The organism is Pseudomonas sp. NY15374, assembly GCF_048068255.1.
Classification (GTDB): Bacteria; Pseudomonadota; Gammaproteobacteria; order Pseudomonadales; family Pseudomonadaceae; genus Aquipseudomonas; species Aquipseudomonas machongensis.
Map to the genome: position 1 here is coordinate 517,287 of NZ_JBLUPZ010000003.1, position 15,270 is coordinate 532,556.

15 protein-coding genes are annotated in these 15,270 nt (G+C 59.2%); all 15 read left to right on the plus strand.

Annotated features, from left to right (window positions below; translation table 11 throughout):
- The 15 genes from yidC (at nucleotide 1) to ACNFHO_RS10415 (ending at nucleotide 15,151) form a co-directional block, all read left to right on the plus strand.
- A complete protein-coding gene (yidC, locus tag ACNFHO_RS10345) occupies nucleotides 1–1,683 on the plus strand; it encodes a membrane protein insertase YidC (RefSeq protein WP_063541912.1) in 1,683 nt (560 codons plus the stop codon).
- A gap of 86 nt (nucleotides 1,684–1,769) precedes the next feature.
- A complete protein-coding gene (gene mnmE / locus ACNFHO_RS10350) occupies nucleotides 1,770–3,140 on the plus strand; it encodes a tRNA uridine-5-carboxymethylaminomethyl(34) synthesis GTPase MnmE (RefSeq protein ID WP_416766172.1) in 1,371 nt (456 codons plus the stop codon).
- A gap of 515 nt (nucleotides 3,141–3,655) precedes the next feature.
- On the plus strand, nucleotides 3,656–5,548 hold the full coding sequence (gene mnmG, locus ACNFHO_RS10355; RefSeq protein WP_063541908.1) for a tRNA uridine-5-carboxymethylaminomethyl(34) synthesis enzyme MnmG: 1,893 nt from the start codon (nucleotides 3,656–3,658) through the stop codon (nucleotides 5,546–5,548).
- Nucleotides 5,545–6,195: a 16S rRNA (guanine(527)-N(7))-methyltransferase RsmG gene (rsmG, locus tag ACNFHO_RS10360; protein WP_416766174.1), complete on the plus strand. Its 651-nt coding sequence runs from the start codon at nucleotides 5,545–5,547 to the stop codon at nucleotides 6,193–6,195. The genes mnmG and rsmG overlap by 4 nt, the downstream gene beginning before the upstream one ends.
- A gap of 18 nt (nucleotides 6,196–6,213) precedes the next feature.
- Nucleotides 6,214–7,005, plus strand: a complete 792-nt coding sequence (locus tag ACNFHO_RS10365; protein ID WP_063541904.1) for a ParA family protein — start codon at nucleotides 6,214–6,216, stop codon at nucleotides 7,003–7,005.
- Between the two features lie 9 nt (nucleotides 7,006–7,014).
- Nucleotides 7,015–7,887, plus strand: coding sequence for a ParB/RepB/Spo0J family partition protein (locus ACNFHO_RS10370; protein WP_054893011.1), 873 nt, complete (start codon nucleotides 7,015–7,017; stop codon nucleotides 7,885–7,887).
- Nucleotides 7,888–8,036: 149 nt separating this feature from the next.
- Complete coding sequence (locus ACNFHO_RS10375; protein WP_054893010.1) at nucleotides 8,037–8,444, plus strand: F0F1 ATP synthase subunit I; 408 nt, start codon at nucleotides 8,037–8,039, stop codon at nucleotides 8,442–8,444.
- 16 nt (nucleotides 8,445–8,460) lie between these two features.
- Entirely contained in the window at nucleotides 8,461–9,330 is an 870-nt protein-coding gene (gene atpB / locus ACNFHO_RS10380; RefSeq protein WP_054893009.1) for a F0F1 ATP synthase subunit A, read from the plus strand.
- Between the two features lie 143 nt (nucleotides 9,331–9,473).
- The gene (atpE, locus tag ACNFHO_RS10385; RefSeq protein ID WP_003097235.1) at nucleotides 9,474–9,731 is read left to right on the plus strand and encodes a F0F1 ATP synthase subunit C; all 258 of its coding nucleotides are present in this window, start codon (nucleotides 9,474–9,476) and stop codon (nucleotides 9,729–9,731) included.
- 57 nt (nucleotides 9,732–9,788) lie between these two features.
- Nucleotides 9,789–10,259, plus strand: a complete 471-nt coding sequence (locus ACNFHO_RS10390; protein ID WP_054893008.1) for a F0F1 ATP synthase subunit B — start codon at nucleotides 9,789–9,791, stop codon at nucleotides 10,257–10,259.
- Nucleotides 10,260–10,271: 12 nt separating this feature from the next.
- Nucleotides 10,272–10,808: a F0F1 ATP synthase subunit delta gene (locus tag ACNFHO_RS10395; protein WP_054893007.1), complete on the plus strand. Its 537-nt coding sequence runs from the start codon at nucleotides 10,272–10,274 to the stop codon at nucleotides 10,806–10,808.
- 21 nt (nucleotides 10,809–10,829) lie between these two features.
- Complete coding sequence (gene atpA, locus ACNFHO_RS10400; RefSeq protein WP_054893006.1) at nucleotides 10,830–12,374, plus strand: F0F1 ATP synthase subunit alpha; 1,545 nt, start codon at nucleotides 10,830–10,832, stop codon at nucleotides 12,372–12,374.
- A gap of 48 nt (nucleotides 12,375–12,422) precedes the next feature.
- Nucleotides 12,423–13,283 carry a F0F1 ATP synthase subunit gamma gene (atpG, locus tag ACNFHO_RS10405; RefSeq protein ID WP_003253195.1) on the plus strand — a complete coding sequence of 287 codons (861 nt, stop codon included), beginning with the start codon at nucleotides 12,423–12,425 and terminating at the stop codon, nucleotides 13,281–13,283.
- A 27-nt stretch (nucleotides 13,284–13,310) separates the two neighbouring features.
- Nucleotides 13,311–14,687 carry a F0F1 ATP synthase subunit beta gene (gene atpD, locus ACNFHO_RS10410; RefSeq protein ID WP_054893004.1) on the plus strand — a complete coding sequence of 459 codons (1,377 nt, stop codon included), beginning with the start codon at nucleotides 13,311–13,313 and terminating at the stop codon, nucleotides 14,685–14,687.
- A 44-nt stretch (nucleotides 14,688–14,731) separates the two neighbouring features.
- Nucleotides 14,732–15,151 carry a F0F1 ATP synthase subunit epsilon gene (locus tag ACNFHO_RS10415; protein ID WP_054893003.1) on the plus strand — a complete coding sequence of 140 codons (420 nt, stop codon included), beginning with the start codon at nucleotides 14,732–14,734 and terminating at the stop codon, nucleotides 15,149–15,151.
- The last annotated feature ends 119 nt before the right edge of the window (nucleotides 15,152–15,270 follow it).

Consider the following 15,270-nt stretch of genomic DNA (forward strand, 5'->3'; position numbering starts at 1 on the left):
ATGGATATTAAACGCACGATCCTGATCGTCGCCCTGGCAATCGTGTCCTACGTTCTGGTCCTCAAGTGGAACCAGGACTATGGTCAGGCAGCCCTGCCGACTCAGCATACTGCTGCCAGCAACGCTGCACCGGCACTGCCGGACACCGTGCCGGCAAGCAATAACGGCGCCAGCGCCGATGTGCCGAGCGCCAATGCCGAAGCCAGCCCCGCTGAAATCGCGCCAGTCGCGCTCAGCAAGGACCTGATCCGGGTCAAGACCGATGTCCTGGACCTGGCTATCGACCCGGTCGGCGGTGACATCGTCCAGCTGACCCTGCCCAAGTACCCACGCCGTCAGGATCATCCGGACATCGCCTTCCAGTTGTTCGACAACGGTGGCGAGCGTGTTTATCTGGCACAGAGCGGCCTGACCGGCGCGAATGGCCCGGATGCCCGTTCGAGCGGTCGTCCGCTGTACGCTGCAGAGCAGAAGAGCTTCCAACTGACCGACGGTCAGGACCAACTGGTGGTCGACCTCAAGTTCAGCGAGAACGGCGTCAACTACATCAAGCGCTTCAGCTTCAAGCGCGGTGAGTACGACCTGACCGTCAGCTACCTGATCGACAACCAGAGCGGCGCGGCCTGGACCGGCAACATGTTTGCCCAGCTCAAGCGTGACGCAAGCTCCGATCCTTCCTCGAGCACCGCGACCGGTACCGCGACTTACCTGGGCGCCGCCCTGTGGACAAGTGCGGAGCCGTACAAGAAGGTGTCGATGAAGGACATCGACAAAGGAAGTTTGAAAGAAAATGTGTCTGGCGGCTGGGTAGCATGGCTGCAGCACTACTTCGTGACCGCGTGGATTCCGGCCAAGTCGGACAACAATGTGGTACAGACCCGCAAGGACAGCCAGGGCAACTACATCATCGGCTACACCGGCCCCGCGCTGAACGTGCCTGCCGGCGGCAAGGTCGAGACCAGCGCCATGTTGTATGCCGGTCCGAAGATCCAGTCCAAGCTCAAGGAGTTGTCCCCAGGCCTGGAACTGACCGTCGACTATGGCTTCCTGTGGTTCATTGCCCAGCCGATCTTCTGGCTGCTGCAACATATCCACAGCCTGCTGGGTAACTGGGGCTGGTCGATCATCGTCCTGACCATGCTCATCAAGGGCCTGTTCTTCCCGCTGTCGGCTGCCAGCTACCGTTCGATGGCGCGCATGCGTGCCGTGGCGCCAAAACTGGCCCAGCTCAAGGAACGCTTCGGCGATGATCGCCAGAAGATGTCCCAGGCGATGATGGAGCTGTACAAGAAAGAGAAGATCAACCCGCTGGGTGGCTGCCTGCCGATCCTGGTGCAGATGCCAGTGTTCCTGGCCTTGTACTGGGTACTGCTGGAAAGCGTCGAGATGCGCCAGGCCCCTTGGATGCTGTGGATTACCGACCTGTCGATCAAGGATCCGTTCTTCATCCTGCCGATCATCATGGGCGCCACCATGTTCATCCAGCAGCGTCTGAACCCGACGCCACCGGATCCGATGCAGGCGAAGGTCATGAAAATGATGCCAATCATCTTCACCTTCTTCTTCCTGTGGTTCCCGGCTGGTCTGGTGCTGTACTGGGTTGTGAACAACTGCCTGTCGATCACTCAGCAGTGGTACATCACCCGTCGCATCGAAGCCGCAACAAAAAAAGCTGCTGCTTGACAGGCCGATCCATTAGCCTGTGAATAAAAACGCCCCCTCGTGGGGCGTTTTTGCTATCCGTCGTTTTGTCGTAGAGGCTTTCGAGCATGAATACCGTGCGTGAAACCATTGCCGCCATCGCCACCGCCCAAGGCCGTGGTGGCGTCGGTATCGTCCGTTTGTCCGGGCCATTGGCGAGCCAGGCCGGTCAGGCCATCACCGGACGTACACTGACCCCGCGCCATGCTCACTACGGGCCCTTCCGTGGCGACGATGGCCTGGTCCTGGATGAAGGCATCGCGCTGTTCTTCCCTGGCCCCAACTCGTTCACCGGTGAAGACGTTCTGGAACTGCAGGGGCATGGAGGGCCGGTTGTGCTCGACATGCTGCTGCAGCGCTGTGTCGAATTGGGCTGCCGCCTTGCCCGTCCTGGCGAGTTCAGCGAGCGAGCGTTCCTCAACGACAAGCTCGACCTGGCCCAGGCTGAAGCGATCGCCGATCTGATCGAAGCCAGTTCCACCCAAGCCGCACGCAATGCCCTGCGTTCGCTGCAAGGTGCCTTCTCCAAGCGTGTCCATGCATTGACTGAGGCATTGATCGCACTGCGGATTTATGTCGAGGCGGCTATCGATTTTCCCGAAGAAGAAATCGACTTCCTGGCCGACGGTCACGTGCTGACGATGCTTGAAGCAGTCAGGAACGATTTATCCACAGTGCAGCGCGAGGCTGGCCAAGGCGCGCTGCTGCGCGATGGCATGACCGTCGTGATCGCCGGCCGTCCGAATGCCGGCAAGTCCAGCCTGCTCAACCAGTTGGCTGGTCGCGAAGCGGCAATCGTCACAGACATCGCCGGCACCACCCGGGACATTCTGCGCGAACATATCCACATCGATGGCATGCCGCTGCACGTGGTGGATACCGCAGGACTGCGCGCTACCGACGATCACGTGGAAAAGATCGGTGTGGAGCGTGCTCTCAAGGCCATTGGCGAAGCTGACCGGGTGCTGCTGGTGGTGGATTCCACAGCGCCTGAGGCCAACGATCCGTTCGCACTGTGGCCCGAGTTCCTCGATCAACGGCCGGATCCGGCCAAGGTCACGCTGATTCGCAACAAGGCCGACCTGAGTGGCGAGCGTGCAGGCATCGAGCAGAGTGACGATGGCCACGTGACGATCACCCTCAGCGCAAAGGGCGATGCCACGGGGCTGGATCTGCTGCGTGACCACCTCAAAGCCTGCATGGGTTATGAACAGACTGCGGAAAGCAGCTTCAGCGCACGAAGGCGGCATCTGGATGCGCTGCGCCAGGCCAGTGCACACCTTGATCACGGTCATGCCCAACTGACACTCGCTGGCGCCGGTGAGTTGCTGGCAGAGGACCTGCGCCAGGCTCAGCAAGCCCTGGGAGAGATCACCGGTGCCTTCAGCTCGGATGACCTGCTCGGAAGGATCTTCTCGAGCTTCTGCATCGGTAAGTAACGCACAGCCCGGCAATACCAAGGCCGCTCCAGTGAGGAGCGGCTTTTTTTTGCCTGCCGGAAACCCGGAAGCGGGCTTCTCTTGATTCGATCACCCGCATGTAAATCTCATCCACAGGCTAAAACGATCATCAGGAGCCCTGTGGAAAACTGCCCTTCAGCTCCGTTGATAACCAGGCTTTTTTTCTGAGGACAAACCCACCTGTGGGTAACACAAACTTTAATCCACAGGTTAAACGCTGTTATCCAGAGCCCTCAGCCTACCTTCGACACAGGGTTATGATTCTCTACAGGCATCATGAATACTGGCCTCAAATCACTTATCCACATGTGGATAGCCGCCTAAGAATAAACATAAAAACAAAGCTTTTATAAATTTTTCCTTTTTGATTTCTATTGCCGCCATTCATCCACAGATTGGTCAAAATTTGCTCAGACGGTTTCACTAGAGCGGGTGATGTCCCTATACTTGTCGGCTTACCTTCTCTATTCGCAAAAACAGGCACGAGGTGCGTGGTGGATTTCCCTTCCCGTTTTGAAGTGATCGTCATCGGCGGCGGCCATGCCGGTACCGAGGCTGCGCTTGCGTCCGCACGCATGGGTGTAAAAACCCTGCTGCTGACCCATAACGTGGAAACCCTCGGTCACATGAGTTGCAACCCGGCCATCGGTGGCATCGGCAAGAGCCACCTGGTCAAGGAAATCGATGCGCTCGGCGGCGCCATGGCGCTGGCTACCGACAAGAGCGGCATCCAGTTCCGCATCCTGAACAACCGCAAGGGGCCGGCGGTACGCGCCACCCGTGCACAGGCCGACCGCGCCATCTACAAGGCCGTAGTCCGCGAGATCCTGGAAAACCAGCCGAACCTGTGGATATTCCAGCAGTCCTGCGATGACCTGATCGTCGAGCAGGACCAGGTCAAGGGTGTGGTGACACAGATGGGCCTGCGCTTCTTCGCCGACTCTGTGGTGCTGACTACCGGCACCTTCCTCGGTGGACTTATCCACATCGGCCTGCAGAATTACTCCGGTGGCCGCGCAGGTGATCCTCCCGCCATTGCCCTGGCTCATCGTCTGCGTGAGCTGCCGCTGCGTGTCGGCCGTTTGAAAACTGGCACACCGCCGCGTATCGATGGCCGCTCGGTAGATTTCTCGGTGATGGGCGAACAGCCAGGCGATACCCCGATCCCGGTGATGTCGTTCATGGGCAGTGCCCAGATGCATCCGCGGCAGGTCAGTTGCTGGATCACCCACACCAACGCCCGTACCCACGAGATCATCGCCTCGAACCTCGACCGTTCACCGATGTATTCCGGTGTGATCGAAGGCATTGGCCCGCGCTACTGCCCGTCGATCGAGGACAAGATCCATCGCTTCGCCGACAAGGAAAGCCATCAGGTATTCATCGAGCCGGAAGGCTTGAACACCCATGAGCTGTATCCCAACGGCATCTCGACCTCGCTGCCGTTCGATGTGCAACTGCAGATCGTTCGTTCGATCCGTGGCATGGAGAACGCGCACATCGTGCGTCCGGGTTATGCCATCGAGTACGACTACTTCGATCCGCGTGATCTCAAGTACAGCCTCGAGACCAAAGTCATCGGCGGGTTGTTCTTCGCAGGTCAGATCAACGGCACCACCGGCTACGAAGAAGCCGGCGCGCAGGGCCTGCTGGCCGGCACCAACGCCGCGCTGCGTGCGCAGGGGCGCGAAAGCTGGTGCCCACGCCGTGACGAGGCGTACATCGGCGTGCTGGTCGATGACCTGATCACCCTGGGTACCCAGGAGCCGTACCGCATGTTCACTTCGCGTGCCGAATACCGGCTGATCCTGCGCGAAGACAACGCTGACCTGCGTCTGACCGAGAAAGGCCGCGAACTGGGGTTGGTCGACGATGAGCGCTGGGCCGCCTTCACTGCCAAGCGCGAAGGCATCGAACGCGAAGAACAGCGCATGAAGAGCACCTGGATCCGCCCGGGTACCCCGCAAGGTCAGGCCGTTGTGGATAAGTTCGGTACTCCGTTGGCCCACGAGTACAACCTGCTCAACTTGCTGGCGCGCCCCGAGATCGACTACGCCGGGCTGATCGAAGCCACAGGCGGCGATGTAATCGATCCACAGGTGGCCGAACAGGTCGAGATCAAGACCAAGTACGCTGGCTACATCGATCGCCAGCAGGACGAGATCGCCAGGCTGCGCGCCAGCGAAGACACTCGCCTGCCTGTGGATATCGACTACGCTGGCATTTCCGGGTTGTCCAAGGAAATCCAGAGCAAGCTCGGCCAGACCCGTCCGGAAACTCTCGGCCAGGCTTCGCGTATTCCCGGCGTTACCCCGGCGGCAATTTCCCTGTTGCTGATTCACCTGAAAAAACGCGGCGCTGGCCGCGAATTGGAGCAAAGCGCTTGAGTTCCCTGGTCACCCCGCAACATGCCGAAGAGTTGTCCACAGGTGCGCGCCAGCTTGGAGTCGAGCTGAGTGCGCAGCAGCACGAACTGCTGCTGGGGTACCTGGCCCTGTTGATCAAGTGGAACAAGGCCTACAACCTGACCGCAGTGCGCGATCCGGACGAGATGGTGTCGCGCCATCTGCTCGATAGCCTCAGCGTCATGCCGTTTATCCACAATGACACCCAGCGCTGGCTGGATGTCGGCAGCGGCGGCGGCATGCCTGGTATCCCGCTGGCTATCCTGCATCCGCACAAGCAAGTGACGGTGCTGGACAGCAACGGCAAGAAGACCCGCTTCCTGACGCAAGTGAAGATGGAGCTGAAACTCCACAACCTGACGGTTATCCACAGCCGCGTGGAAGAGGTCCAGCCCGAGCAGCCGTTCTGCGGCATCATCTCTCGCGCCTTCAGCAGCATGGAGAATTTCACCAACTGGACCCGCCACCTGGGTGACGCCCGAACGCAATGGCTTGCAATGAAGGGGCTGCATCCTGCCGATGAACTGGTAGCATTGCCCGCAGACTTCACAGTGGAAAGCGAGCAGGCCCTGACCGTTCCAGGTTGCCAGGGCCAGCGCCATCTGCTGATACTGCGCCGCAAGGCTTGACTGGGAACACACGCAACAATGGCTAAGGTATTCGCAATCGCGAACCAGAAAGGTGGTGTCGGCAAGACCACTACCTGCATCAATCTCGCCGCATCGCTGGCCGCGACCAAGCGTCGCGTGCTGCTGATCGACCTCGATCCACAGGGCAACGCCACCATGGGCAGCGGTGTGGACAAGCACGAGCTCGAGCACTCGGTGTACGACCTGTTGATCGGGGAATGCGACCTGGCCCAGGCCATGCAGTACTCCGAGCACGGCGGCTTCCAGCTGTTGCCCGCCAACCGTGACCTCACCGCCGCAGAGGTGGTGCTGCTGGAAATGCAGATGAAGGAGAGCCGCCTGCGTAACGCGCTGGCGCCTATCCGCGACAACTACGACTACATCCTCATCGACTGCCCGCCTTCTTTGTCGATGCTGACGCTGAACGCCTTGGTCGCTTCCGATGGCGTGATCATTCCCATGCAGTGCGAGTACTACGCGCTGGAAGGCCTGAGCGACCTTGTGGATAACATCAAGCGCATCGCTGCCCGGTTGAACCCGGAGCTGAAGATCGAAGGCCTGCTGAGGACAATGTACGACCCGCGCCTGAGCCTGAACAACGATGTTTCGGCCCAGCTCAAGGAGCATTTCGGCGATCAGCTCTACGACACCGTGATTCCGCGCAACATTCGCCTGGCCGAGGCTCCGAGCTTCGGTATGCCGGCGCTGGCTTACGACAAGCAGTCACGTGGTGCGCTCGCCTACCTGGCCTTGGCCGGGGAACTGGTGCGCCGTCAGCGCCGTCAATCCCGCACTGCACAAACAACTTAAGGAATCCGCATGGCCATCAAGAAACGCGGTCTCGGACGTGGGTTGGATGCACTGCTCAGTGGTCCTTCCGTCAGCGCGCTCGAAGAGCAGGCTGTCACGGTCGACCAGAAGGAACTGCAGCGCCTGCCGGTCGAACTGATCCAGCGTGGCAAGTACCAACCTCGCCGTGACATGGACCCGGAGGCGCTGGAAGAGCTGGCGCATTCGATCCGCAATCATGGTGTGATGCAGCCGATCGTGGTTCGCCCGATTGGCGAAGGCCGCTACGAGATCATCGCCGGTGAACGTCGCTGGCGCGCCACCCAGCAGGCTGGTCTGGACACTATTCCGGCCATGGTCCGTGAAGTGCCTGACGAAGCAGCCATCGCGATGGCGCTGATCGAAAACATCCAGCGCGAGGATCTCAACCCGCTGGAAGAAGCCCTTGCCCTGCAGCGGTTGCAGCAGGAGTTCGAGCTGACCCAGCAACAGGTGGCCGATGCCGTGGGCAAGTCGCGCGTCACCGTAGCCAACCTGCTGCGCCTGATCAGCCTCCCTGAGGCGATCAAGACCATGCTCGCCCACGGCGACCTGGAAATGGGCCATGCGCGCGCATTGCTGGGGCTTGAGGAAAGCAGGCAGGAAGAAGGGGCGCGACATGTTGTCGCACGAGGCCTCACCGTGCGCCAAACCGAGGCACTGGTGCGTCAGTGGCTCAACGGCAAGCCTGAGCCGGTGGAATCGAGCAAACCTGATCCGGATATTGCCCGGCTGGAACAGCGGCTGGCAGAGCGCCTGGGCTCTTCGGTGCAGATTCGCCATGGTGACAAGGGCAAGGGCCAGTTGGTCATTCGCTACAACTCCCTCGACGAGCTTCAGGGTGTACTTGCTCACATCCGCTGAAACAATTCCCGTTGTAGCGCGCAGTCGGAAATCACTACCCAAGAGTTGAATAGGGGTTAATCCACCCCTATACTCTGCGCGCATTTTGTCGGCACAAATTATGCCAAGTCATAGCTGACTGGGCAGTCGACTTTCGAGGAGCAGTTTTGATGGAAATCCGCACGCCAAACCGCCTGCCTTTCCATCGCTGGGCGGTTTTCCCGGTACTGCTGGCTCAATTTGGGGTGTTATTGCTGGCAACGTTGGTGTTGTGGCAGTGGCAGGGCAAGGTCAGCGGTTATTCGGGCCTCTGTGGAGGCTTGATAGGCTGGCTGCCCAACGTGTATTTCGCCTGGAAGGCTTTTCGCTTCAGCGGAGCCCGGGCGGCGCAGGCCATCGTCAAGTCGTTCTACGCAGGCGAGGCAGGCAAATTGATTTTGACGGCAGTGCTGTTCGCACTGACCTTTGCAGGAGTGAAGCCACTGGCGCCGTTAGCAGTATTCGGCGTCTTCCTGCTGACTCTCACGGTCAGCTGGTTCGCGCCACTGCTGATGAATAAAAGACTTTCGAGACCTTAGGGCGTTTGAGGCAACCATGGCAGCAGAAACCGCTTCGGGCTATATCCAGCACCACTTGCAGAACCTGACCTACGGTCAACTACCAGACGGCAGTTGGGGCCTGGCCCATTCGGCTGCCGAAGCCAAGGCAATGGGCTTCTGGGCATTCCACCTGGACACCCTGGGCTGGTCCGTTGCACTGGGTCTGATCTTCCTGTTCATCTTCCGCATGGCGGCCAAGAAGGCGACCTCCGGTCAGCCTGGCGCCCTGCAGAACTTCGTCGAAGTACTGGTCGACTTCGTTCACGGCAGCGTGAAGGACTCGTTCCACGGTCGTAGCCCGGTCATCGCACCGCTGGCCCTGACCATCTTCGTCTGGGTGTTCCTGATGAACGCCATCGACCTGGTACCGGTCGACTGGATTCCGCAGCTGGCGATCCTGATCTCGGGCGATCCGCACATTCCGTTCCGTGCCGTATCGACCACCGACCCGAACGCCACCCTGGGCATGGCCCTGAGTGTGTTCGCGCTGATCATCTTCTACAGCATCAAGGTCAAGGGCATCGGCGGCTTCATCGGTGAGCTCACGCTCCACCCGTTCGGTAGCAAGAACATCTTCGTGCAGATCCTGCTGATCCCGGTGAACTTCCTGCTGGAATTCGTCACCCTGATCGCCAAACCGATCTCCCTGGCACTGCGTCTGTTCGGCAACATGTATGCCGGCGAGCTGGTGTTCATCCTGATCGCCGTGATGTTCGGCACCGGCATCCTCTGGCTCAGCGGCCTGGGTGTGGTGCTGCAGTGGGCGTGGGCGGTGTTCCACATCCTGATCATCACGCTGCAAGCATTCATCTTCATGATGCTCACCATCGTCTACCTGTCGATGGCGCACGAAGATAACCATTAAGACCGCCTGGCGTGTCTGATAGTCTTCCCCGCCTGTTCGGGGGGAAGACTGAAAAAGTCCGCAAGGGCAGTTGTTTCAAACGATTTGTTTTACCGCTTCAATTAAAAAACCTAACCAATACGACGTAAAAGTCGGGAGGAAAGATGGAAACTGTAGTTGGTCTGACCGCTATCGCTGTTGCTCTGCTGATCGGCCTGGGTGCTCTGGGTACCGCCATTGGTTTCGGCCTGCTGGGCGGCAAGTTCCTGGAAGGCGCTGCTCGTCAGCCTGAGATGGTTCCGATGCTGCAGGTCAAAATGTTCATCGTTGCCGGTCTGCTCGACGCCGTAACCATGATCGGTGTTGGTATCGCTCTGTTCTTCACCTTCGCGAATCCCTTCGTTGGTCAGATCGCCGGCTAATCACTCGTTCCTACGAGTTGATTGGTGTGATGGACAAAGACCGAGCGAGGTGTTGGCGTGAACATTAATGCAACCCTGATTGGCCAATCCGTTGCTTTTCTGATTTTTGTGCTGTTCTGCATGAAGTATGTATGGCCTCCGGTCATCACTGCTCTGCACGAGCGCCAAAAGAAGATTGCCGACGGCTTGGACGCTGCCAACCGCGCAGCTCGCGACCTGGAGCTGGCCCAAGAGAAAGCGGGTCAGCAACTGCGTGAAGCAAAAGCACAGGCAGCCGAAATCATTGAGCAAAGCAAGAAACGCGCTGCTCAGCTTGTCGAGGAAGCCCGTGATCAGGCTCGCGTCGAAGCTGACCGTGTGAAGGCTCAGGCTCAAGCCGAGATCGAACAGGAACTGAACAGCATCAAAGACGCCCTGCGTGCCCAAGTGGGTGCCCTGGCCGTTGGCGGCGCTGAAAAGATCCTTGGCGCCACAATCGATCAAAACGCGCATGCGGAGCTGGTTAACAAACTGGCCGCTGAAATTTAAGCGAGGGCGATCATGGCAGAACTGACCACGTTGGCCCGACCTTACGCTAAGGCAGCTTTCGAGCACGCCCAGGCCCAGCAGCAACTGGCCAATTGGTCAGCCATGCTCGGCCTGGCTGCTGCGGTGTCGGAAGACGGCACCATGCAGCGCCTGCTCAAGGCCCCGCAACTGACTAGCGCAGAAAAGGCCGCCGCATTCATTGAAGTGTGCGGTGACAAGTTCGATGTACAGGCACAGAATTTCATTCATGTTGCCGCGGAAAACGACCGTCTCCTGCTTCTGCCGGAGATCGCCGCTCTGTTCGACCTGTACAAGGCCGAGCAAGAGAAATCCGTGGACGTGGAAGTCACCAGTGCTTTTGCGTTGAACCAAGAACAGCAAGACAAACTCGCCAAGGTTCTCAGTGCACGGCTCAGCCGGGAAGTGCGCCTGCACGCGTCGGAGGATGCCAGCCTGATCGGCGGCGTCGTCATCCGCGCCGGCGACCTGGTAATCGATGGCTCGGTTCGCGGCAAGATCGCGAAACTGGCCGAAGCATTGAAATCTTGAGTTTGAAGGGGCAGCAGAGCAATGCAGCAACTCAATCCTTCCGAAATTAGTGAAATCATCAAGGGTCGCATCGAGAAACTCGATGTCGGCTCCCAAGCCCGTAACGAAGGTACCGTTGTTTCGGTATCCGACGGTATCGTGCGGATCCACGGTCTGGCCGACGTCATGTACGGCGAAATGATCGAGTTCCCTGGCAGCGTGTTCGGCATGGCACTGAACCTGGAGCAAGACTCCGTAGGTGCAGTGATCCTGGGTGCCTATGACACCCTCGCCGAAGGCATGAGCGCCAAGTGCACCGGCCGCATCCTGGAAGTTCCGGTTGGTAAGGAACTGCTGGGTCGCGTTGTTGACGCACTGGGCAACCCGATCGACGGCAAAGGTCCTCTGGGCAACACCCAGACCGACGCGGTCGAGAAAGTGGCCCCAGGCGTGATCTGGCGTAAGTCGGTAGACCAGCCTGTACAGACTGGCTACAAGTCCGTCGACGCCATGATCCCAGTCGGCCGTGGCCAGCGCGAGCTGATCATCGGTGACCGCCAGATCGGCAAGACCGCCATGGCCATCGACGCCATCATCAACCAGAAAGACTCCGGTATTTTCTGTGTTTATGTGGCTGTCGGCCAAAAGCGTTCGACCGTTGCCAACATCGTTCGCAAGCTCGAAGAAGCCGGCGCCCTGGCCAACACCATCGTGGTCGTTGCCAGTGCTTCGGAATCCGCCGCACTGCAGTTCCTGGCGCCATACGCCGGCTGCACCATGGGCGAGTTCTTCCGTGACCGCGGTGAAGACGCCCTGATCGTCTACGATGACCTGTCCAAGCAGGCTGTTGCCTACCGTCAGATCTCCCTGCTGCTGCGCCGTCCACCAGGACGTGAAGCGTACCCAGGCGACGTGTTCTATCTCCACTCCCGTCTGCTGGAGCGTGCATCGCGCGTTTCGGAAGAGTACGTCGAGAAGTTCACCAACGGCGCAGTGACTGGCAAGACCGGTTCCCTGACCGCCCTGCCGATCATCGAAACCCAGGCTGGCGACGTTTCCGCGTTCGTTCCGACCAACGTGATCTCGATCACCGACGGTCAGATCTTCCTGGAATCGGCCATGTTCAACTCGGGCATCCGCCCAGCAGTGAACGCCGGTGTTTCGGTATCCCGTGTAGGTGGTGCCGCTCAGACCAAGATCATCAAGAAACTGTCCGGCGGTATCCGTACCGCACTGGCTCAGTACCGTGAACTGGCTGCATTCGCCCAGTTCGCTTCGGATCTGGACGAGGCTACCCGCAAGCAGCTGGAGCATGGTCAGCGCGTTACCGAGCTGATGAAGCAGAAGCAGTACGCGCCAATGTCGATCGCCGACATGGCCCTGTCGCTGTACGCCGCTGAGCGTGGTTTCCTGACTGACGTAGAAGTCTCCAAGGTCGGCAGCTTCGAGCAAGCGCTGATCGCCTACTTCCACCGCGATCACGCCGAGCTGTTGGCCAAGATCAACGTGAAAGGTGACTTCAACGACGAAATCGACGCTGGCATGAAAGCCGGTATCGAGAAGTTCAAGGCCACCCAGACCTGGTAAGCCGCAGCGGGGGCTCCGGCCCCCGCTTGCTAACCTGATAGGTGATACATGGCAGGCGCAAAAGAGATTCGCAGTAAGATTGCGAGCATCAAAAGCACGCAAAAAATTACCAGCGCCATGGAGAAAGTGGCGGTCAGCAAAATGCGCAAAGCACAAATGCGCATGGCTGCTAGCCGTCCTTACGCGGAGCGTATCCGCCAGGTGATCGGTCATCTGGCCAACGCCAACCCGGAATACCGCCACCCGTTCATGATCGAGCGCCCTGTAAAGCGCGCCGGTTATATCGTGGTGAGCAGTGACCGTGGTCTGTGCGGTGGCTTGAATACCAACCTGTTCAAGGCCCTGGTCAAGGACATGAGCGCAAACCGCGAACAGGGCGTGGAAATCGACCTGTGCGTGATCGGCAGCAAGGGTGCGACTTTCTTCCGCATCTTTGGCGGCAACGTCGTAGCCGCGATCAGCCACCTGGGCGAAGAGCCATCGATCAACGATCTGATCGGTTCCGTCAAAGTGATGCTGGACGCCTACCTCGATGGCCGTATCGATCGCCTCTCGGTGGTTTCGAACAAGTTCATCAACACCATGACCCAAAAACCGACGGTCGAGCAATTGGTACCGTTGGTGGCAACCCCGGATCAGGATCTCAAGCATCACTGGGATTACCTGTACGAACCCGACGCAAAAGAGCTGCTGGACGGCTTGATGGTGCGTTACGTGGAGTCGCAGGTATACCAGGCGGTGGTCGAGAACAACGCTGCTGAACAAGCGGCCCGGATGATCGCCATGAAGAACGCCACAGACAACGCCGGTGATTTGATCAAAGAGCTGCAATTGATCTACAACAAGGCGCGTCAGGCTGCGATCACCCAGGAGATCTCGGAAATCGTCGGCGGCGCTGCCGCGGTTTAACGGTTCAAAAATTCAGAGGATCCAGCTATGAGTAGCGGACGTATCGTTCAAATCATCGGCGCCGTCATCGACGTGGAATTCCCACGTGACGTCGTGCCGAGTGTTTACAACGCGCTGAAAGTACAAGGCGCGGAAACCACCCTGGAAGTTCAGCAGCAGCTGGGCGACGGCGTGGTTCGTACCATTGCGATGGGCTCGACCGAAGGCCTGAAGCGCGGTCTGGACGTCGTCGATACCGGCGCGGCCATCTCCGTTCCAGTGGGTAAGGCCACTCTGGGCCGTATCATGGACGTCCTCGGCAACCCGATCGACGAAGCCGGCCCGATCGGCGAAGAAGAGCGTCGCGGTATCCACCAGCCAGCGCCTTCGTTCGCTGACCAGGCAGGCGGCAACGACCTGCTGGAAACCGGCATCAAGGTTATCGACCTGGTTTGCCCGTTCGCCAAGGGTGGTAAGGTTGGTCTGTTCGGTGGTGCCGGTGTCGGCAAGACCGTAAACATGATGGAACTGATCCGTAACATCGCCATGGAACACAGCGGTTACTCCGTGTTCGCTGGTGTGGGTGAGCGTACTCGTGAGGGTAACGACTTCTACCACGAGATGAAGGACTCCAACGTTCTCGACAAGGTAGCGCTGGTCTACGGTCAGATGAACGAGCCACCAGGAAACCGTCTGCGCGTTGCGCTGACCGGCCTGACCATGGCTGAGAAGTTCCGTGACGAAGGTAACGACGTTCTGCTGTTCGTCGACAACATTTATCGTTACACCCTGGCCGGTACCGAAGTATCCGCACTGCTGGGCCGTATGCCTTCGGCAGTAGGTTACCAGCCGACCCTGGCCGAAGAGATGGGCGTTCTGCAAGAGCGCATCACTTCGACCAAAGAAGGTTCGATCACCTCCGTTCAGGCCGTATACGTACCTGCGGACGACCTGACCGACCCGTCGCCAGCGACCACCTTCGCCCACTTGGACGCCACCGTCGTTCTGTCCCGTGACATCGCCTCCCTGGGTATCTACCCAGCGGTCGACCCACTGGACTCGACTTCGCGCCAGCTGGACCCGAACGTGATCGGCACCGAGCACTACGAGACCGCTCGTGGCGTTCAGTATGTTCTGCAGCGCTACAAAGAGCTGAAAGACATCATCGCGATCCTGGGTATGGACGAGCTGTCCGAAGCCGACAAGCAACTGGTTGCCCGCGCTCGTAAGATCCAGCGCTTCCTGTCGCAGCCGTTCTTTGTGGCCGAAGTCTTCACCGGCTCGCCAGGCAAGTACGTTTCGCTCAAGGACACCATCGCTGGCTTCAGCGGCATCCTCAAAGGTGACTACGACCACCTGCCAGAACAAGCGTTCTACATGGTCGGCAGCATCGACGAAGCGATCGAGAAAGCCAAGAAACTGTAATCCCGGCGCCCCGAAAGGGGCGCTAATCAGGTTGAGGCAAGCAGATGGCTATGACAGTCCATTGCGACATCGTCAGCGCAGAGGGAGAGATCTTCTCCGGCCTGGTCGAGATGGTAGTAGCGCACGGCAACCTGGGCGATCTGGGTATCGCTCCAGGCCACGCGCCGCTGATCACCAATCTCAAGCCGGGTCCGATCACGCTGACCAAGCAGGGTGGCACTCAAGAGGTGTTCTACATCTCCGGTGGCTTCCTCGAAGTGCAGCCGAACATGGTCAAGGTTCTTGCCGACACCGTGCAACGTGCTGCCGACCTGGACGAAGCTCAGGCTCAGGAAGCCCTCAAGGCTGCCGAGAACGCGCTGAACACTAAGGGCTCGGACTTCGACTACGGCGCTGCTGCCGCACGTCTGGCCGAGGCTGCAGCTCAGCTGCGTACTGTCCAGCAATTGCGCAAGGGCAAGTGATCCGGTCCTACCGGTAACCTGCGTTGCGATTGAGTTAAAGGGTAGCCTCGGCTACCCTTTTTCTTTTTCCGATTTTTCCCCTTCGGTCACATCCCTGACCGCCCAGGATTGGTAGCCAG